At 72.1% G+C, this 17,600-nt stretch carries 18 protein-coding genes, 2 tRNA genes and 1 pseudogene; 16 read left to right on the top strand and 5 right to left on the bottom strand.

The window, feature by feature from the left end:
- Positions 1–194: 194 nt before the first annotated feature.
- The 6 genes from rfbC to GT042_RS30995 all read left to right on the top strand — a co-directional run bounded on the left by rfbC (position 195) and on the right by GT042_RS30995 (position 6,141).
- Positions 195–803, top strand: coding sequence for a dTDP-4-dehydrorhamnose 3,5-epimerase (gene rfbC / locus GT042_RS31020; protein WP_161312015.1), 609 nt, complete (start codon positions 195–197; stop codon positions 801–803).
- Between the two features lie 106 nt (positions 804–909).
- Positions 910–2,055, top strand: a complete 1,146-nt coding sequence (gene proB / locus GT042_RS31015) for a glutamate 5-kinase (protein ID WP_161312018.1) — start codon at positions 910–912, stop codon at positions 2,053–2,055.
- 184 nt (positions 2,056–2,239) lie between these two features.
- Entirely contained in the window at positions 2,240–2,770 is a 531-nt protein-coding gene (locus GT042_RS31010; RefSeq protein ID WP_161312014.1) for a hypothetical protein, read from the top strand.
- 106 nt (positions 2,771–2,876) lie between these two features.
- Positions 2,877–4,160 (top strand): glutamate-5-semialdehyde dehydrogenase, encoded by a 1,284-nt coding sequence (locus tag GT042_RS31005; protein WP_161312013.1) that lies wholly within the window; start codon positions 2,877–2,879, stop codon positions 4,158–4,160.
- A gap of 63 nt (positions 4,161–4,223) precedes the next feature.
- On the top strand, positions 4,224–4,847 hold the full coding sequence (locus GT042_RS31000) for a hypothetical protein (protein WP_161312012.1): 624 nt from the start codon (positions 4,224–4,226) through the stop codon (positions 4,845–4,847).
- A 187-nt stretch (positions 4,848–5,034) separates the two neighbouring features.
- Positions 5,035–6,141, top strand: coding sequence for a hypothetical protein (locus tag GT042_RS30995; protein ID WP_161312011.1), 1,107 nt, complete (start codon positions 5,035–5,037; stop codon positions 6,139–6,141).
- A 38-nt stretch (positions 6,142–6,179) separates the two neighbouring features.
- Here the strand turns inward: GT042_RS30995 and GT042_RS30990 are convergent, their stop codons facing one another.
- The gene (locus GT042_RS30990) at positions 6,180–7,253 is read right to left on the bottom strand and encodes a M48 family metallopeptidase (RefSeq protein WP_161312010.1); all 1,074 of its coding nucleotides are present in this window, start codon (positions 7,251–7,253) and stop codon (positions 6,180–6,182) included.
- 120 nt (positions 7,254–7,373) lie between these two features.
- Here GT042_RS30990 and GT042_RS38420 point away from each other — a divergent pair, with 120 nt between their 5' ends.
- The 7 genes from GT042_RS38420 to GT042_RS30965 all read left to right on the top strand — a co-directional run bounded on the left by GT042_RS38420 (position 7,374) and on the right by GT042_RS30965 (position 11,555).
- On the top strand, positions 7,374–7,526 hold the full coding sequence (locus GT042_RS38420) for a hypothetical protein (protein WP_202534241.1): 153 nt from the start codon (positions 7,374–7,376) through the stop codon (positions 7,524–7,526).
- Positions 7,527–7,532: 6 nt separating this feature from the next.
- Positions 7,533–7,769 carry a hypothetical protein gene (locus GT042_RS38415; protein ID WP_202534261.1) on the top strand — a complete coding sequence of 79 codons (237 nt, stop codon included), beginning with the start codon at positions 7,533–7,535 and terminating at the stop codon, positions 7,767–7,769.
- 38 nt (positions 7,770–7,807) lie between these two features.
- Complete coding sequence (gene nadD / locus GT042_RS30985) at positions 7,808–8,443, top strand: nicotinate-nucleotide adenylyltransferase (protein ID WP_161312009.1); 636 nt, start codon at positions 7,808–7,810, stop codon at positions 8,441–8,443.
- 20 nt (positions 8,444–8,463) lie between these two features.
- Entirely contained in the window at positions 8,464–10,218 is a 1,755-nt protein-coding gene (locus GT042_RS30980; protein WP_161312008.1) for a LytR C-terminal domain-containing protein, read from the top strand.
- A 114-nt stretch (positions 10,219–10,332) separates the two neighbouring features.
- On the top strand, positions 10,333–10,764 hold the full coding sequence (rsfS, locus tag GT042_RS30975; protein WP_161312007.1) for a ribosome silencing factor: 432 nt from the start codon (positions 10,333–10,335) through the stop codon (positions 10,762–10,764).
- Positions 10,761–11,414, top strand: coding sequence for a histidine phosphatase family protein (locus GT042_RS30970; protein ID WP_161312017.1), 654 nt, complete (start codon positions 10,761–10,763; stop codon positions 11,412–11,414). The genes rsfS and GT042_RS30970 overlap by 4 nt, the downstream gene beginning before the upstream one ends.
- Before the next feature lie 68 nt (positions 11,415–11,482).
- A tRNA-Ala gene (locus tag GT042_RS30965) sits at positions 11,483–11,555 on the top strand.
- A gap of 61 nt (positions 11,556–11,616) precedes the next feature.
- Here the strand turns inward: GT042_RS30965 and GT042_RS30960 are convergent.
- Both GT042_RS30960 and GT042_RS30955 read right to left on the bottom strand, forming a co-directional pair.
- Positions 11,617–12,276, bottom strand: coding sequence for a hypothetical protein (locus tag GT042_RS30960; protein ID WP_161312006.1), 660 nt, complete (start codon positions 12,274–12,276; stop codon positions 11,617–11,619).
- Between the two features lie 149 nt (positions 12,277–12,425).
- Positions 12,426–13,283, bottom strand: a complete 858-nt coding sequence (locus GT042_RS30955) for a helix-turn-helix transcriptional regulator (RefSeq protein WP_161312016.1) — start codon at positions 13,281–13,283, stop codon at positions 12,426–12,428.
- A 216-nt stretch (positions 13,284–13,499) separates the two neighbouring features.
- Between GT042_RS30955 and GT042_RS30950 the strand changes: the two genes are divergently transcribed.
- The 3 genes from GT042_RS30950 to GT042_RS30940 all read left to right on the top strand — a co-directional run bounded on the left by GT042_RS30950 (position 13,500) and on the right by GT042_RS30940 (position 15,511).
- A complete protein-coding gene (locus GT042_RS30950) occupies positions 13,500–14,885 on the top strand; it encodes an MFS transporter (RefSeq protein WP_237531369.1) in 1,386 nt (461 codons plus the stop codon).
- Between the two features lie 192 nt (positions 14,886–15,077).
- A complete protein-coding gene (locus GT042_RS30945; protein ID WP_161312004.1) occupies positions 15,078–15,311 on the top strand; it encodes a hypothetical protein in 234 nt (77 codons plus the stop codon).
- Between the two features lie 127 nt (positions 15,312–15,438).
- Positions 15,439–15,511: transfer RNA gene (locus GT042_RS30940), tRNA-Ala, on the top strand.
- 83 nt (positions 15,512–15,594) lie between these two features.
- On the opposite strand, the gene GT042_RS30935 is transcribed toward GT042_RS30940, so the two are convergent.
- Positions 15,595–17,181: an NADH-quinone oxidoreductase subunit NuoF family protein gene (locus GT042_RS30935; protein ID WP_161312003.1), complete on the bottom strand. Its 1,587-nt coding sequence runs from the start codon at positions 17,179–17,181 to the stop codon at positions 15,595–15,597.
- A pseudogene (locus GT042_RS38410) lies at positions 17,178–17,600 on the bottom strand (hypothetical protein); the annotation flags it as partial. The gene GT042_RS30935 and the pseudogene GT042_RS38410, both read right to left, overlap by 4 nt.

Here is a 17,600-nt window from a genome sequence, read left to right as displayed (position 1 = left end):
ACTCCGGCCGGTGACGCGGCACTTCACGGCCGACGGCCCGGCGCTCCGGGGCCGCCCGGCCGCCCCGCCCTGCCCCGTGACCGACTCCGCCCGTAGGCCGTCTGCTTCCGCTATGACCACGTCCGTATGACACGTCCGTCCGACCATCTCCGTACGCCCGCTTCCGTACGGCCACAGCGAGGAAACACCCCATCATGCGACCCCTGTCCATCGAAGGCGCCTGGATCCACGAACCCAAGGTCTTCCCCGACGAGCGCGGCAGCTTCCACGAGTGGTTCCGCGCCGCCGACTTCCGGGAGGCGACCGGCCAGGACCTCGACCTCGCCCAGGCCAACTACTCCGTCTCCAAGCGCGGCACCCTGCGCGGGATCCACTACGCCGACGTGCCGCCCAGCCAGGCCAAGTACGTCAAGTGCGTGCGCGGCGCGGTCCTGGACGCCGTCGTGGACATCCGGGTCGGCTCGCCCACGTACGGGCAGTCGGAGATCGTCCGGCTCGACGACGACACCCACCACGCGCTCTACCTCTCCGAGGGGCTCGGGCACGCCTTCCTCGCGCTGACCGACGACACCGTGGTCGTCTACCTCTGCTCCGAGGGATACGCGCCCACCCGCGAGCACGGCGTCCACCCGCTCGACCCCGCGCTGGCCGTCGAGTGGCCCGCCGACATCCCCCCGCTGCTCTCGCCCAAGGACGCCGAGGCACCCACCCTGGCCGAGGCCGAACGGCAGGGCCTGCTGCCCGCGTACGAGGACTGCGTGTCGTTCAGGAGCGAGCTGCGCGCCCGCCGTCTCAGCGGCTGAAAAGGCCCGGCGCCCGCCGCCCGGGTGCGCGTACGCTGACCGGCCGGGAGGCGGCCCGACAGTGAGAGCAGAGGCAAGGCACGTGGCAGCGGTACGGCAGGACGTGGTGGCAGGGGCCCGCAGGATCGTCGTCAAGGTCGGTTCCTCCTCGCTGACGACCGCCTCCGGCGGGCTCGACGCCGACCGGGTCGACGCCCTGGTGGACGTCCTGGCCACGGTGCGCGGCGGCAACGGCGAGCAGGCGCCGGGCGAGACGGGACCCAAGGAGATCGTGCTGGTGTCCAGCGGCGCCATCGCCGCCGGACTCGCGCCGCTCGGCCTGACCGGACGCCCCAAGGACCTGGCGCGCCAGCAGGCCGCCGCCAGCGTCGGGCAGGGGCTCCTGGTCGCCCGCTACACGGCCTCCTTCGCCCGCTACGGCATACGGGTCGGCCAGGTCCTCCTGACCACCGACGACACCAGCCGCCGCTCCCACTACCGCAACGCGTACCGCACCCTCGACCAACTCCTCGGCATGGGCGCCGTCCCCGTCGTCAACGAGAACGACACCGTCGCCACCGACGAGATCCGCTTCGGCGACAACGACCGGCTGGCCGCGCTCGTCGCCCATCTCGTCCGGGCCGACCTCCTCGTCCTCCTCTCCGACGTCGACGGGCTCTACGACGGCAACCCGAGCACCCCGGGCACCACCCGGATCGCCGAGGTGCGCGGCCCCGCCGACCTCGCGGGCGTCTCCCTCGGCAGCGCGGGCAAGGCGGGCGTGGGCACCGGCGGCATGGTCACCAAGGTCGAGGCCGCCAGGATCGCCGCCGCGGCCGGCATCCCGGTCGTGCTCACCTCCGCCAGCCACGCCGCCGACGGGCTCGCCGGCCGTGACACGGGCACGTACTTCCACCGCACGGGACGCCGCTCGGCCGACCGCCTGCTGTGGCTGGCCCACGCCTCCACCCCGCAGGGCGCCCTCACCCTGGACGACGGCGCCGTCCGGGCCGTCGTGGAGCGCCGTACCTCGCTGCTGCCGGCCGGAATCGCCGCCGTGGAGGGGGAGTTCAGCGCCGGCGACCCCGTGGAACTGCGGGACACGGCGGGCCGCGCCGTCGCCCGCGGGCTCGTCAACTTCGACGCGAAAGAGATCCCCCAGCTCCTCGGCCGCTCCACCCGCGAACTGGCCCGTGAGCTGGGCCCCGCCTACGAACGCGAGGTCGTACACAGAGACGATCTGGTGATTCTCCACCCGGGCCCGCGGCCCTGAAACGGCTGAAACCGGCTCCACCGGGCAGGGACCTTGGGGAAAACCGCCCCACATCGGCGCCCGGGCTGGTCAACTTTGTCGCAGGGGCAATCCGGGGGACGATCCCAGGAGCGATTCCCGGGAGCGGGACCGGTCGGTCCACAGGGGAACAGCACGACGACGCAGCAACAACAGGAGGCCGCTGGTGAGACGAGCGCGCCCGGGGGCGGTGCCCCGAGGGAACGGCGGCAGTGCCCACGCCCGGCGGGTGGCGGGGAAGACACGAACCCTGACCAGCGTCGAAGCGGGACAGGACTTCGACCGCGACGGCGGCGACGACGAGTCACAGAGGGAGGCCGGATCGGGAGAGGAAGCGCGGGGAGACGAGCGCCAGGTGTCCAAGCTCTGGCACATCACACTCAGCGTCTCGGGCTCCGAGGCCCCGCTGACGGAGGTCAGACGCGGCCTGGAACAACTGGCCCACGACCATCCCTTCCTGCTGACCAGCCGGTACGCCAACGACCACGCGGAGATCCGCTACTGGGAGGAGGCCCGGGACCTGCACGACGCGGCGGCGGTGGCACTGAGGCTCTGGGGGGAGCACCGGTCCAGCGCGAAGCTGCCGCCGTGGGAGATCGTGGGCCTGGAGGTCATCGACCGCGAGACGTACCACCAGCGCATCGCGGAGGGATACGGGCCGCCGCCCGCCGCGCCCGTGGGGGTCCATCCGTTCTGACCCGTCCGCCGCACCCGGTCCCACGTGTCCCACGCGTGTCCCGTGAAGTGTCTCGGAGTGCGGAATAGGTGCGGAATGCCCGCAGGGCGCGCACTACCCTGCGGGCATGACCTCGCTCTCGCCGTACGACAATCTCTCCCCGGTCGCCAGGACCGCCTACCGCTCCCGCGCCGCCGCCGCCGACATCGCGCCGCTGCCGCGCGCGGCCAAGGACGACGCCCTCCTGGCGATCGCGGACGCGCTGGAGGTCCGTACCCACGAGATCGTCACGGCCAACGCCGAGGACGTGGCGCGCGCCCGGGAGGCCGGGGCCACCGAGACCGTCATCGACCGGCTGACCCTCACCCCCGAGCGGGTGCGGGCCATCGCCGCCGACGTACGGGACGTGGCGGCCCTGCCCGACCCGGTCGGCGAGGTCGTCCGCGGCTCCACGCTGCCCAACGGCATCGACCTGCGGCAGGTACGGGTGCCGCTCGGCGTCGTCGGGATCATCTACGAGGCCCGCCCCAACGTCACCGTGGACGCCGCCGCCCTGTGCCTCAAGTCGGGCAACGCCGTGCTGCTGCGCGGCTCGTCCTCCGCGATCTCCTCCAACACCGCGCTCGTCCGGGTGCTGCGCGACGCCGTCGGGGGCGCCGGGCTGCCCGCCGACGCCGTCCAGCTGGTGCCCGGCGAGGGCCGCGACTCCGTACGCGAGCTGATGCGGGCGCGCGGCCTGGTCGACGTCCTGATCCCGCGCGGCGGCGCCTCCCTGATCCGTACGGTCGTCGAGGAGTCCACCGTCCCGGTCATCGAGACGGGCACCGGCAACTGCCATGTGTACGTGGACGCCGACACCGACCTCGACATGGCCGTCGACATCCTGATCAACTCCAAGGCGCAGCGGCCCAGTGTCTGCAACTCCGCCGAGACGCTGCTCGTCCACCAGGACATCGCCGCCGCGTTCCTGCCGCGCGCGCTGGACGCGCTCGCCGACGCGGGGGTGACCGTGCACGCCGACGAGCGGGTCCTCGCCTACGCGGGCGGCACGAAGGCGACCGTCGTGGCGGCCACCGCCGAGGACTGGGAGACGGAGTACCTCTCGTACGACATCGCCGCGGCCGTCGTCGACTCGCTGGACTCGGCCGTCGCCCACATCAGGCTCTGGTCCTCGGGCCACACCGAGGCGATCGTGACCACCTCGCAGGCCGCCGCCCGCCGGTTCACCCAATTGGTGGATTCCACGACGGTCGCCGTGAACGCCTCGACGCGTTTCACCGACGGCGGCCAGTTCGGGTTCGGCGCGGAGATCGGCATCTCCACCCAGAAGCTGCACGCGCGCGGGCCGATGGGGCTGCCCGAACTGACCTCCACCAAGTACATCGTGACCGGTGACGGTCACACCAGGTGAGGTGACCACCCGGACTTTGGACTCCGCCTGCCCAAAACGACTCGCCCGGTTTACCCTGGGATCGTGCCGGACGACGTGGGGGGCAGGCCGTTCCCGGACGGCTGGGAGCCCGACGACGACCGCGGAGGCGCGGACGAGGACTTCGCCTCCGTGGTGTTCGACGAGGCCTTCATCAAGTCCGCCACCTTCCATGAACCCAGCGCGGTCGAGCGGCTGCTGGCCGCGGCCGAGGCACGCGCCGCCGCGGAGGCGGCCCGCCTGCGGTCGGGCGGCCCGCCGGACGACGAGTTCTACGACGAGTTCTACGGGCCCGGCGGCGGCTACGACCGGGAGGACGGGTACGGATACGACCCCGACGACCCGGACGGGTACGCGGGGCCGTACGGACCGCACGGCGGCGCCCTGCGCCCGTACCGCGGCAACGCCCGCTGGCACCGTCCTGTCGCCTGGCTCCTCGCCCTGCTGCTGGGCATCGGGATGGTCGCGCTCGCCTTCAGCGCCGTCTACCGGGGCGCGGCGAGCGGCCGTCAGGACCCGGCGCCCGCGCCGGCCACGACCGGGGTGGACACGACCCGTTCGGGCGCGCCCGTCGTCGGTCCCGTGATCGGGCCGGGGGCCGGGGTGTCCCAGGACCGGGACCAGGACCGTACGGCCCCGGCGACCGGTGCCGTACCGCACACACCCTGACCACCGCCGCACCGGGCACATCCTGACCACGGCCAACGCCGCACCGGGCACGCCCCGGCCACCGCCCGGCACGGCGCTCCGCCGGGTGCTCCGGCGCCCCGTTCACCCCGACGGACCAACGTCGTCCGGCGGAACTCGCCCCGAGGCGCAGCGTTTATGTTCGCCCCCGCCGACCTACCCTGAAGGTATGGCAGGGCGCGGAGAGCCACCTGAAGGGGCACCCGAGGGCTCCCCCAACGGCGATGACGAGTACCGGTCCGTCGTGTTCGACGAATCGTTCATCCGCGCTGCCCGGCTCCAGGAGTACTCGGCGCGGGAGCGGCTGGGCGGCGACCACGCCCACGCGGCCGTCCGGAGCCTGCCGCCCAAGCACGTCAGGCGGGGCAGGCGGCGCGGCTTCATGCGGGGCCCCCGGCAGGCGCTCGTCCTGCTCCTGGTGGTCGCCCTGGCCTTCGGCACCGCGATCTACCTCGGCGTACGGAGTCCGTACCGGCCCTCGACCCACGGCACCGCCGAGGCGCTGCGGATGACGGTCATCCCGCTGGCCCCGGCCGGGCGGGTGCCGGGCGGCACCCCCGACGACCTGTTCGCGCACAGTCCGGCCGCGCAGTTCCGCGCCGGAGCCTCCGGGATCACCCTGCCGGGTGTGCGGGGGACCAGAAGTTTCACCGAGAGCCAGGTCGTCGCCGCGCTGACCACCGTCAAGGACTACCTCGTGGCGTCCTCGCTGGACCCGGACGTCCTCGCGGGCCGTACGGTACGGCCCGTACGGGCCCTGCTCGACCCCGACCAGCTGACCCAGTTCGACCGGAGCTTCAGCACGCCGGCGGACGACGGACGGCACGTCCCGGCGGGGTGGCTGGTGCGCTTCGACCCGGCGAAGGTGGCCCCGGCCGCCGACGAGGTACGGGTGCACGGCACGCTGCGGGTCGAGGAGACGGGGCCGGGGATCCTGGAGGTCAGCTCCGACCACACCTTCGTCTACGCGCTGCGGCCCGCCACGTCGTCGGCGGAGCCCGTACGGGACGCCTCGCTGTTCACCGTCCGGCGCGAGCTGCGCTTCCGCTTCGACCAGAACGACCTGGCGAAGCACCAGGCCGAGCTGCTGCTGAGCCAGGCCCAGGTCGGGCCGCAGGCGTGCTCGGCCGCGCCGCCGAGGACACTGCGGCCCCTCCTGGCGGGGGCCCGGACGACGGTGGCCGAGCGGCCACCCGGCACCAACCCGTTCGCCACCGGCCCGATCGGGACGGGCCTGTGCGGAATGCTGTCGACGGGGGCGGAGCCGAAGCCCTAAGGCTTTCGGACCCGGCCCCCGCACCCCGGACCCGTCGGTCAGGCCTGGCCCTCCGCCGCCTCGCCGTTCGGCGGGGTCTTCGGGCCGGCCGTACCGCCGGTGAAGCGGTCGCGCAGCTTGCCGCCCAGGTCTCCCGCGCCGCCCGCGAGGTCACCGACCAGCTTCAGCAGAGGGTCCTTGCTGGTGCGGACCGTGTCCGCGTAGTGCGAGGCCGATTCGCGGAAGGAGTCCGTGACCGACGTCTCCTTGTCCTCGTCGCGGCGGGGGTAGTGGCCGTCCATGATCCGCTGGTGGTCTCGGCTCTCCGCCCACTTCTTGAGCTCGGCCGCCCGCACCGTGGTGAACGGGTGCGTGCGGGGCAGAATGTTGAGGATCTTGAGGACCGAGTCGCGCAGGTCGCCCCCGGCCTCGTACTCCTCCGCCTGCTCCAGGAACGCGTCCACGTTCATCTCGTGCAGGTGGTTCCCGCCCGCGATCTTCATCAGGCCGCGCATCGACGCCTTGAGGTCCTGACCGACCAGCAGTCCCGCCCGGTCCGCGGACAGTTCCGACTTGCGGAACCACTCGCGCAGTGCCGTCACGATCGCCATGATCGCGACATTGCCGAGCGGGATCCACGCGACCTTGAGCGCGAGGCCGGTGAGGAAGAGCAGGATCGTACGGTAGACGGAGTGGCCGGACAGGGCGTGGCCCACCTCGTGGCCGACGACCGCCCGCATCTCCTCCTCGTCGAGCAGCTCCACCAGCCCCGTGGTCACCACGATGATCGGCTCGTCCAGTCCGATGCACATGGCGTTGGGCCGCGGGTCCTGCGTCACGTACATCGCCGGGACCTTCTCCAGGTCCAGTACGTAACACGCGTCGAGGAGCATGGTGTGGAGGTGCGCGAACTGCGCCTCGCTCACGCGCACCGAGTCCGACAGGAAGAGCAGCCGGAGGCTGCGCTCCGGCAGCAGCCCGCTCAGCGCCTTGAACACCGTGTCGAAACCGGTGAGCTTGCGCAGCGCCACCAGCGCCGAGCGATCCGCGGGATGTTCGTACGCGCGTGAGGAGATGCCCGGGAAGCGCTTGCGCTGCCTGCTCGGCACGTTGTCGTGGATCTCTTCTGTCATGGATGCCCCCTGTTCGTACGAGTCCAAGGCCCGTCCCCCTGACGAACCCCACCCTAGGCGGTACGTCTACCGTGTGGAGGGGGCCCGTGAAGCCCGAGAACACCGAGGAGCACAGCCGACATGCCCTTCCCCGCCACACTGCTCGCCGCGGCCTCCGACCAGCAGGGGCCCGGCGATACGATCCGGATCGTGCTCGTCGTCTCCCTGGTCGGAGTCGCTCTGCTCGCCTGGTTCCTGCTGCGCGGTTACCGCGACAAGGACAACAACGACTGAGTCGGCGTGAGCGTGCCCGACGCGCCCGCATACGATGTGCGCGACGTCTCACCGACTCCCGACGAAAAGGGCCTGCTGAAGATGAGCCTCACCGGCACCGCCGCCACCCTGGTCACGCTCGCCGAGGGCGCCGAGGGCGGCGGCAACCACGAAAGCCTCAGCCCGTACCTCACGGGAGGCGGCGCGCTGTTCGGCCTTCTCCTGCTGCTGTGGATCACCACCCGCTTCAACCGCGACCGCTGAGGCCGGTACGTAACCCGGTGCAAGTACGCTCTGCACGCATGGGAGAGCAGCAGACGCCCGCCGGCCCCGTCGCGGCCCCCGGCCGGGGCAGGCGCCGACTCGGCGTGATGGGCGGGACTTTCGACCCGATCCACCATGGGCACCTAGTCGCGGCCAGCGAGGTCGCCATACGGTTCCAGCTCGACGAGGTGGTGTTCGTACCGACCGGACAGCCGTGGCAGAAGAGCCGTCAGGTGGTCTCCCCGGCGGAGGACCGCTATCTGATGACGGTCATCGCCACGGCGTCCAATCCGCAGTTCTCGGTCAGCCGCATCGACATCGACCGCGGCGGGCCGACGTACACGATCGACACGTTGCGGGACCTGCGCTCCCGCAACGACGACGCGGACCTCTTCTTCATCACCGGGGCCGACGCGCTCTCGCAGATCCTGAGCTGGCGGGACCACGAAGAGCTGTTCTCGCTGGCCCACTTCATCGGGGTCACGCGGCCCGGCCACGACCTGACGGACGACGGGCTGCCCAAGGGCGGTGTCTCGCTGGTGGAGGTCCCGGCGCTGGCGATCTCGTCCACGGACTGCCGGGAGCGCGTCGCGAAGGGCGATCCGGTCTGGTACCTGGTCCCGGACGGTGTGGTGCGTTACATCGACAAGAGGCAGTTGTACCGCGGCGAATGAGTCACGGGAGAGGGACACCGGTGAACGACCAGCAGCAGCCGTACGACCCGTACGACCCCTATTACGCACAGCCTCGGATCGTCGGGTACGACGAGTACGGGCAGCCGGTGTACGAGCAGCCTCAGACGCAGCAGCCTCAGACGCAGCAGCCCCAGACGCAGCAGCCCCAGACGCAGCAGTACGACGCGTACGGACAGCCGCAGCAGCCGCAGCAGCAGACGTACGACCCGTATGCCCAGCAGCAGCAACCGCAGCAACCGTACGAGAACTACGGGCAGCAGCATCCTCAGGCTCCTCAGCCCCCTCAGCAACAGGACGGCTACGGATACGACGGGTACGGCTACGACACCGGGCAGCAGCAGGCGCAGCAGCAGGCTCAGCAGCCCGTCGCCGTGGACGCCACCCAGCAGTGGATCCCGCAGCAGCAGGAACCACAGCGGGAGGTCCGGCACGAGTCGCCGCAGCCGCGGCAGGCCGCCCCCGAGGCCGGGCAGGCAGCCGTCCCCGAGCAGCGGCGCCCCGCCGTCGACGAACAGTTCGCGTTCACGGAGGAGCCCGACGAGGACTCCGAGGACGTCATCGACTGGCTCAAGTTCACCGAGAGCCGCTCCGAGCGGCGCGAGGAGGCCAAGCGCCGGGGCCGGTCCCGGGTGGTGGCCCTGGTCGTCGCCGTCGTCCTGGTCGTCGCCGGCGGGGCCGGCTACCTCTGGTACGCGGGCAAGCTGCCCGGTTCCGCCGGGGCGGACACGAAGGGGAGCACCGCCGCGGGCGGCGCGCAGAAGCGCGACGTGATCGTCGTCCACCTGCACAACACCAAGGCGAAGGGCACCTCCACGGCGCTGCTCGTCAACAACGCCACCACCGGCCAGGGCACCACCGTCCTGCTGCCCAACTCGCTCTCCGTGGAAGGCGACGACGGCTCCGGGGTCACACTCGGCAAGTCCGTGGACGACGACGGCTCCGACACCACCCGCAAGGCGCTCGGCACCCTGCTCGGCACCGAGATCTCGGGCACCTGGCGGCTCGACACCCCGTACCTGGACAACCTCGTCCAGCTCGTCGGCAACATCGACCTGACCACCGACACGGACGTGCCCGGCGCCAAGAAGGGCGACCAGCCGGTCGTACGGAAGGGCGAGAACCAGACCCTCAGCGGCAAGGCGGCCGTCGCGTACGCCACGTACCGCGGACCCGGCGAACCCGAGGCCAAGCAGCTCCAGCGCTTCGGCCAGGTCCTCCAGGGGGTGCTGCGGAAGATGTCCGACGACCCGAAGGCCGCGACGGTCACCGTGCAGACCCTCGGGCAGATCCTCGACCCGTCGCTGACCGAGGCCGACCTGGGCGCCGCCCTCGCCAAGCTGTCCCTGCACGCGAAGGAGGGCGACTACAGGACCGCCCTCCTGCCCGTGCAGCCCGACGGCACTCTCAGCGACTCCGCCGTCGCCGGTGTGGTGAAGGACATTCTCGGCGGCTCGGTGAGCGCCCCGGAGAAGGGCACTGCCCTGCGCGTGGGGGTCAAGGACGCCAGTGGCGGCACGAGCGCGGCCGAGGCCGCGCGGACCGCCGTGATCAATGGCGGCTACAGCTACGTGGACGGCGGTTCGGCGGACGCGGAGGTGTCCTCGCAGGTCATCTACGGTGACGCGGCGATCAAGGAACAGGCGGTGGAGGTCGCCAAGACCCTCGGGCTGCCGACCGACGCGGTGAAGAAGGGCACACCCGCCGCCAACGCCGACGTGTCGGTCGTCCTCGGTCAGGACTACTCCCCGAACTGAGTCCTGACCCGCCCCGGCCGCGCGCGACCCGGCCGGGGCGTGCGAGCTGCGCCCGGTGTCGGCGGTCCGTGAGATCCTGGTTCTCTCCACGACCGCCGACACGAAAGCCTGCTTGTGACCGCAACCGAACGTTCCATCGAGCTCGTCACCGTCGCCGCCCAGGCGGCGGCCGACCGGCTCGGGCACGACATCATCGCGTACGACGTCAGCGACGTGCTGTCGATCACGGACGCCTTCCTGCTCGCGTCCGCGCCCAACGACCGCCAGGTCAAGTCGATCGTCGACGAGATCGAGGAGCAGATCCAGAAGCAGCTCGGCGTCAAGCCGGTGCGCCGTGAGGGCGACCGTGACGCCCGCTGGATCCTCCTCGACTACGTCGACATCGTCGTCCACGTGCAGCACACCGAGGAGCGGGTCTTCTACGCCCTGGAGCGGCTGTGGAAGGACTGCCCCGAGCTGCCCCTGCCCGAGGACGCCGTGAAGACCCGCACGAAGGCCCCCGAGCCCGCCGGGATCGCCGGTGACGCGGACGGTGAGCTGAGCTGAACGGCAGCGGACGCGGCAGAGGACGCCGCATCGTCCTGTGGCGGCACGGCCAGACGGCGTGGAACCTGGAGCGCCGCTTCCAGGGCTCCACGGACATCGAGCTGACCGCCACGGGCGTGGCCCAGGCCCGGCGGTCCGCACGGCTGCTGGCGTCCCTGCGGCCCGACGCGATCGTCGCCTCCGACCTCTCCCGGGCCGCGGCCACGGCCGCCGAGCTGGCCGGGCTCACCGGCCTGGAGATCGCGTACGACGCCGGGCTCCGCGAGACCTTCGCGGGGGACTGGCAGGGGCTGACCCACGAGGAGATCGTCGGCCGGTTCGGCGAGCAGTACGCCGCGTGGAAGCGCGGCGAGCCCGTGCGGCGCGGCGGGGGCGAGCTGGAGACCGAGGTCGCCGACCGGGCCGCGCCGGTGGTGCTCCGGCACGCCGAGAAGCTGCCCGACGACGGCACGCTCGTCGTCGTCAGCCACGGCGGCACGATCCGCACCACCATCGGGCGGCTGCTCGGCCTGGAGGCGCACCACTGGGAGGGCCTCGGTGGCCTCTCGAACTGCTGCTGGTCCGTCCTCGGCGAGGGCGCGCGCGGCTGGCGGCTCCTGGAGCACAACGCCGGCACGCTTCCCGAGCCGGTTCTCGGCGACGACGTCTGATTTCACTTTCGGGCTGGTCGCAGGCTAAAGTTCTTCTAGTCCGAAGCGCGCGAGCGCGCAGGACACGAGGGGCTATAGCTCAGTTGGTAGAGCGCCTGCATGGCATGCAGGAGGTCAGGAGTTCAATTCTCCTTAGCTCCACAATCAGTCGCACGGACTCCGGATCCCGTCCCCCCGCAGGGGACGGGATTTTTGTCGTCCGTCAGCCGTAGAAGGGTCCCGGGGCCGTCCATGACTGGGTCCCGAAGACCGGCGAGCCGGTCACGGAGAGCCGCAGGTCCGTCACCTTGAGGCCGTACTGGGCCGGTGTGGTGCCCGCGGGGCAGGTGAACGGGACCGCTTCGAAGTTGAGGAAGTACGGCGGCCCCAGGTCCCCGGACGGCGTGGCGCGGAACTCGCTGAGGAGGTAGCTCATGTCGGTCAGGTAGTAGACCGGAGCCAGCGGGGTGTCCGCCGTCCGCACCACGAACGCGGTGTCCCAGCGGAAGGCACCCGCGCCGTCCAGGCAGCCGAAGGTGCGCTCCGTGTCGGCGTGCGCCGCGAAGGACCCTCCGCCCAGGCCCTCGGCGAAGCCGGGCTGTTCGCGCACGTGGTGCAGCTCCGTACGGAAGGTGAATCCGCCGCAGCCGGGTGTCGGGTTGTAGTCGTGGTAGGTCAACTGGCACTTGTTCGCGCCGAAGTAGGCGGTCGGGTCCGGTGTGTACGGATGCGGAACGACCGCGCCCCCGAACGTGAACGTGGCCGAGACTCCGCCCGGCGCGTTCGCCGGGATCTCGACGGGCCCGTGGGCGTACGCGGCCGGCGGCCCCGTGAGCACCAGCCCCGCCCCGGCGACCAGTAGGACAAGTAATGCGCGCAGCACTCTTCGCACGAGCCCCCCCGTGGTGATGACACCTGTCGGGACAACGTACGGGTGGAACGCGCGCCTCAGTAGAGGGCCTGGAGTCTCGGGGCGGGGGCGGGGGCGGGGGCGGGGGCGGGAGCCTGTGCCTCAGGGAGTCAGGGAGTCGGTCAGGGTGTCGGGGCGCGTTGTGCGCGCAGGAGCGCCGTGCGCTCGCGGCTCTCCTCGTCGCCCGGGGTGTAGACCACGATCCGGCACTCCGGCATGCCGGTGATCGCCAGCGAGACCGACGTCATCCGTATCTCGCCCACCTCCTGGTGGTGGAAGACCTTCGTCGTGGCGCCGGACGGCGCCACGTCCCCGCGCTCCCACAGCTCGGCGAAGTACGGGCTCGCGTGGGCCAGGCGGCGGATGAACGACTCCCAGACGGGCTCGCCGACATGGCGTCCGTACGTGGCCCGCAGGGTCGCCACCATCATCGGCAGCTCCCTCTCCGGATGGACCAGCGGGCAGCGTGTGTCGGGCACGGTGAACAGGACCCACAGCACGTTCCACGGCCCGGTGGGGCGCGGTATCTCCTCGAAGAGGTCGAGGTAGGCCCCGTTGGTCGCCAGGATGTCGTACCGGCCGTTGTAGACCACCGCGGGGAGCGGGTCGAGCGCGTCGATGATGCCCTGGACCTCGGGGGTGACGGTCGGCGAGTCCGTCTCCGGGGCGGGGTCGTGCGGCACCTCCGCCAGGTGGTACAGATGCTCGCGCTCGGTACGGTCGAGGCGGAGCGTGCGCGAGATGGCGTCCAGCACCTGGGCCGAGGCGTTGATCGGGCGCCCCTGCTCCAACCACGTGTACCAGGTCACACCCACCCCGGAGAGCTGGGCGACCTCCTCGCGCCGCAGGCCCGGGGTGCGGCGGCGCAGCCCCGGGGCCATGCCGACGTCGGCGGGGGTCACCCGGGCGCGGCGGCTGCGCAGAAAGGCCGCCAGCTCGGGCCTGCGCCGGCTGCCGCTCGTGGTGTGCCGCACGGTCATCGTTGTCACGCCCCCATCGTGCGCCTCCGGAGAGTCCGCTGCCAGGTGGTGCCAGTACCAGCATCAAGGGGCTCTGGTTACCCGTATCCGAAGCACCGCAGGCTCGGTGCCATGACCACGACCCCTTCGGCCGCGAGCCCCGCGGCCACGACCTCCGCCCACCCCGGCAGATCCGACATGTCCAGTAAAGCCGGTACCACTGACAAGCGGCCCGGCATGCTGCTCGCGGTGGTGCTCGCCGCCCAGTTCATGGCGCTGCTCGACGTCTTCATCGTCAATGTCGCCGCTCCGACGATCCGTACGGAACTCGACGCCTCCGGCGCCGGGTTGCAGATGGTGATCGCCGGCTACACCATCTCGTACGCCGTCCTGCTGATCACCGGCGCCAGGCTGGGCGATCTGCTGGGCCACCGGCGGATGTACCTCGGCGGGCTCGCCGTCTTCACCGTCTCCTCGCTCGCCTGCGGACTCGCCGCGGGCACCGGGCAGCTGATCGCCTTCCGGCTGGTCCAGGGAGCCGGCGCGGCCCTGATGATCCCTCAGGTGCTCAGCCTCATCCAGCGCAACTTCACCGGCGAGGGGCGCGGGCGCGCGCTCGGCGCGTACGCCGCCGTGCTCGCCACCGGGGCCGCGGCCGGGCAGGTCGTGGGCGGACTGCTCGTCAGCGCCGACCTGTTCGGGGAGGGCTGGCGGCCGGTCTTCCTGGTCAACGTGCCCGTGGGCGCGGTCCTGCTGGTGCTCGGCGCCCGGGTGCTGCCCAAGGACCGGCGCGGCGAACCGGAACGCTCGCGCTCGCTCGACCTGCCGGGTCTGGTGCTGCTGGCCGCCGCCGTGTCGCTGCTGACCGTACCGCTGGTGCTCGGTCAGGAGGAGGGCTGGCCTCTGTGGTCCTGGCTGTCGCTGGGGGCGTCCGTGGTGTTCTTCTGCGGCTTCCTCGTGTTCGAGTCCCGGCTCGCGCGCGACGGCGGAGCCCCGCTGATCGCCCCGCGTGTGCTGCGCATCCCGGGGATGGCCCTGGCGGCCGTGCGCATCCTGCTGGTGATGGCCGTCAACGCCGGTTTCCTTTTCTCCCTCACCCTCTACATCCAAGGTGCCCTGGGCTACAGCCCGTTGCGCGCGGGGCTGTCCTTCGCGCCGACGGCGGTGGTCTTCGGACTGATCGGCCTGACCTGGCGCACCTGGCCCCAGCGGCTGCACAGGGCCCTGGTCCCGGGCGGGTTCGCGCTGGCCGCCGTCTCGTCCGTCGCCGTGGGATGGGTGCTGCGCGACGTCGGCGACGGCGGTGTCGCGATGTACGCCGCCTTCATGGGCCTCGGCGCCGGACTGTCGCTCGGCTTCAGCCCCGTACTGGCCCGCGCGCTGGCGACCGTACGCCAGGAGGACGCGGCCGACGCCAGCGGACTGCTCGCCACCGTCACCCAACTCGGCCAGCTGCTCGGGGTCGCGACATTCGGGACACTCTTCCTCAACCGTCTGGACGCCTCGGGACCCGGCGGGGCCGCCGACGCGCTGTGGATCTGCATGCTCGCGCTCGCCGGCGCGAGTGTCCTGGGCGCGGTGGTGGGTTCCGTCGCCGGGCGAAAGGCCCCTACCGTGCGCTGACGTCCGCTATGAGCCTTCACCGGCAGGCCTTTTCATGCTGACCCTGTTGCGCGGGCGTGGCAGAATCGGACGGCCGGAGGGGGACGCCGGCCCGGACCCGGAGGGAGAGCGCGCATGTCCGCCAGCGGCGTCGAGGGGGACGATGACCTGCCTGCCACGACGGAGGTCCGCGGCCGCGGCCGGAGCTGAGTGATGGGTGCTCACAGGCGTAAGTGCGACTGGTGCGGCAGCGGTACGCCGATCGTCCGGGACATGGATCCGCTCCACGCCGACTTCCAGTACTGGTGCGAGGAATGCGCACGGGCGCTGATCATAAAAGGCGACCCGATCGAGACCTACCGTGAGCTCGAGGGCGAGCCCATCTACGGTCGTCTCCTCGACGAACACTGCACGCTCAAACGCTTCTACTCCTTCGCGACCGCCTGACGACGTCCTTCGCGGCGCGGTCGCGAAGGACGTCCGGTACCGGGCGCTTCCGTACGGAAGGGAATCGATTTGGTGCTCGGCGGGAGGGACCGTTAATGTTGGCGACACCGCAGGGGAGACCCGGCGCGGGGCTATAGCTCAGTTGGTAGAGCGCTTGCATGGCATGCAAGAGGTCAGGAGTTCAATTCTCCTTAGCTCCACAGCGCATCGGCTTTACCACGTGAAGCACATGAAGCACATGAAGAAGCGGGCCACCCGGATCGGGTGGCCCGCTTCTTCGTGCTCAACCCCGGCCGGGGCCCAGGGCCTTGCGGCCACCGCCGGGCGGCAGCGCCGCGCGTGCGGGCCGTTCCGGCTCGGACTGCTCGATGCGGAGCGCCAGCGCCGGGCAGCGGCGCACGGCGCGCTGGGCGCGGCCCCGCATGTGCATGGGGACCGACGCGTCCGCGAGTGCCGGGTAGCCGTCGGGGCCCAGCCGGATCAGCTCGGGCACGATGTCCGCGCAGAGCCCGTGGCCCTGGCAGAGCGTCCAGTCCACGGCGAGCTTCTCGCCGCTCGGGATCGACTCCTCCGCCTCCTGGTAGCCAGGACCCGGCAGCGGCAGCACGCCGGTCGTCTCGCGCCCGCACCCGCCGTGCAGCATGTGGGCGGCCAGGTCGTCGGTGAACGCCGACAGGGTCGAGGCGAAGAAGCGCGCGGAGCCGTCGGGGTGCTTGCACGCGCCCCGGCCCTTGACCGCCTGGGTGACGGCGCGCAGCGCCTCCAGGGCGGTCGGGCCGCCCCCGTTGATCACGTCGGACAGGCCGCCGGCCGCGGCGGGCAGACCGAGCTTGCAGGGGCCGCACTGCCCGGCCGTCTCGGCCGCGAGCCAGTTGGCCACCCGCAGGGCCTCGCCCAGCGGGCAGGTCTCGGGGCCGATGGGCAGGATCGCCCCGGCGCCCAGGGAGCCGCCCACGGCCGCCAGGGACGCCCGGGAGACGACCGCCTCGTGGGCGGCCACCGCGTCGATCCAGTTGCCGTGGTAGCCGCCGGTGAGCACGCCCTGGGGCAGCGGCGGGGCGCCGGCCATCTGGAGGACGTACCGCAGCGGCACACCGGTCGGCACCTCGATGACCATGGGCCGGGCGACCGCGCCCGACACGGTCAGCATGACGGTGCCCGGCTCGTCCTCCAGCCCGGTGTGGCCGTAGCGGCGGGCCCCGATCCGGGCGCCGACGGCCAACTGCGCGTACGTCTCCGCGTTGGAGAGCAGGGTCGGCGCTCCGCCGACGCCGGACTCCGCCGCGCGTTCCCTGCGGCCCGGCGGCAGGGCGGGCCCGCCGCCGATGGCGCGGATCACCGCCGAGGCCTCGCCGGAGACCATGCGCTCGGGCGTACGGACCACCCGCGCGCGCAACTGCTGGCCGCGCCGGTCGGACAGACCGCGCTCGGCGAGCGCCGCCCGCATGGATATCTCCGTGGAGTTGCGGGTGACGGCGACGACCAGGGTGCGGGCGCCGAGCGCCTCGGCGGCCAGCAGGGCGCCGTCCAGGATCAGGTGCGGCGCCCGGTTGAGCAGCACGGTGTCCTTGCGGCAGGCGGGCTCGCCCTCACTGCCGTTGATCACCACGACGGGCCTGACGCCGCGCCGGATCGACGCCTGGGCGACCGCCCGCAGTTTCTTGCCGAACGGGAAGCCCGCGCCGCCGCGACCGCGCAGGGTGATGTTCTCGGCGAGCTGCGCCAGCCGCTCGCCGGTCATCGGCTGGAGCGGCCCGTGCACCTTCAGGTGCATGGGCAGGTCGAGCCGCTCGACCAGGTCGAACCCCTGCGTCAGCTGGGGCAGGCCGACGACGCGGACTTCGGGGACGTCGGGGAGGGGGGCGTTCACGGTCGGTCTCCTGCGGGTGCGTTCCAGGGCTCCCCGGCCGGGGGCTGGTAGAGCGGACCCGGCGGGGGCTCGCTGCCGGGACGGGGCCCCGTTCCGTCGTACGTCGCGCCTTCGTAGGAAGGCCCGACCGGGGAGGCGGGCGACTGGCCCGTGTACGGAGGAAGGTTGCCCGTGTCGTAGGCGGGGAGGGCGCCTGTGTCGTACGCGGGGATCGAGCCGGTGTCGTACGGGGAGGCCGCGTTGGGCCCGTAGACGGGCACCGAGCCCGTGTCGTACGCGGGGGTCGACCCCGTGTCGTACGAAGGGGCGGAACCGGTGCCGTACGCCGGGACCGACCCGGTCTCGTACGGAGGCGTCGAACCCGTGTCGTACGGGGAGGGGGCCGGGGCGGGTGCCGGGGCGGGGGGAGCGAAGGCCTG

It is taken from the genome of Streptomyces sp. SID3212 (assembly GCF_009865405.1).
Taxonomy (GTDB): Bacteria; Actinomycetota; Actinomycetes; order Streptomycetales; family Streptomycetaceae; genus Streptomyces.
This window is presented reverse-complemented; position numbering and strand designations above follow the sequence as displayed.

What these genes read in the sequence shown, in the direction of transcription:
- GT042_RS30950 (WP_237531369.1), top strand. Translation starts at nt 13,500, where the DNA reads ATGCTGCTCGCGGTGGTGCTCGCCGCCCAGTTCATGGCGCTGCTCGAC.
- nadD (WP_161312009.1), top strand. Translation starts at nt 7,808, where the DNA reads ATGGGAGAGCAGCAGACGCCCGCCGGCCCCGTCGCGGCCCCCGGCCGG.
- GT042_RS30945 (WP_161312004.1), top strand. Translation starts at nt 15,078, where the DNA reads ATGGGTGCTCACAGGCGTAAGTGCGACTGGTGCGGCAGCGGTACGCCG.
- GT042_RS38420 (WP_202534241.1), top strand. Translation starts at nt 7,374, where the DNA reads ATGCCCTTCCCCGCCACACTGCTCGCCGCGGCCTCCGACCAGCAGGGG.
- GT042_RS31005 (WP_161312013.1), top strand. Translation starts at nt 2,877, where the DNA reads ATGACCTCGCTCTCGCCGTACGACAATCTCTCCCCGGTCGCCAGGACC.
- GT042_RS30990 (WP_161312010.1), bottom strand. Translation starts at nt 7,253, where the DNA reads ATGACAGAAGAGATCCACGACAACGTGCCGAGCAGGCAGCGCAAGCGC.
- rfbC (WP_161312015.1), top strand. Translation starts at nt 195, where the DNA reads ATGCGACCCCTGTCCATCGAAGGCGCCTGGATCCACGAACCCAAGGTC.
- GT042_RS30995 (WP_161312011.1), top strand. Translation starts at nt 5,035, where the DNA reads ATGGCAGGGCGCGGAGAGCCACCTGAAGGGGCACCCGAGGGCTCCCCC.
- GT042_RS30955 (WP_161312016.1), bottom strand. Translation starts at nt 13,283, where the DNA reads ATGACCGTGCGGCACACCACGAGCGGCAGCCGGCGCAGGCCCGAGCTG.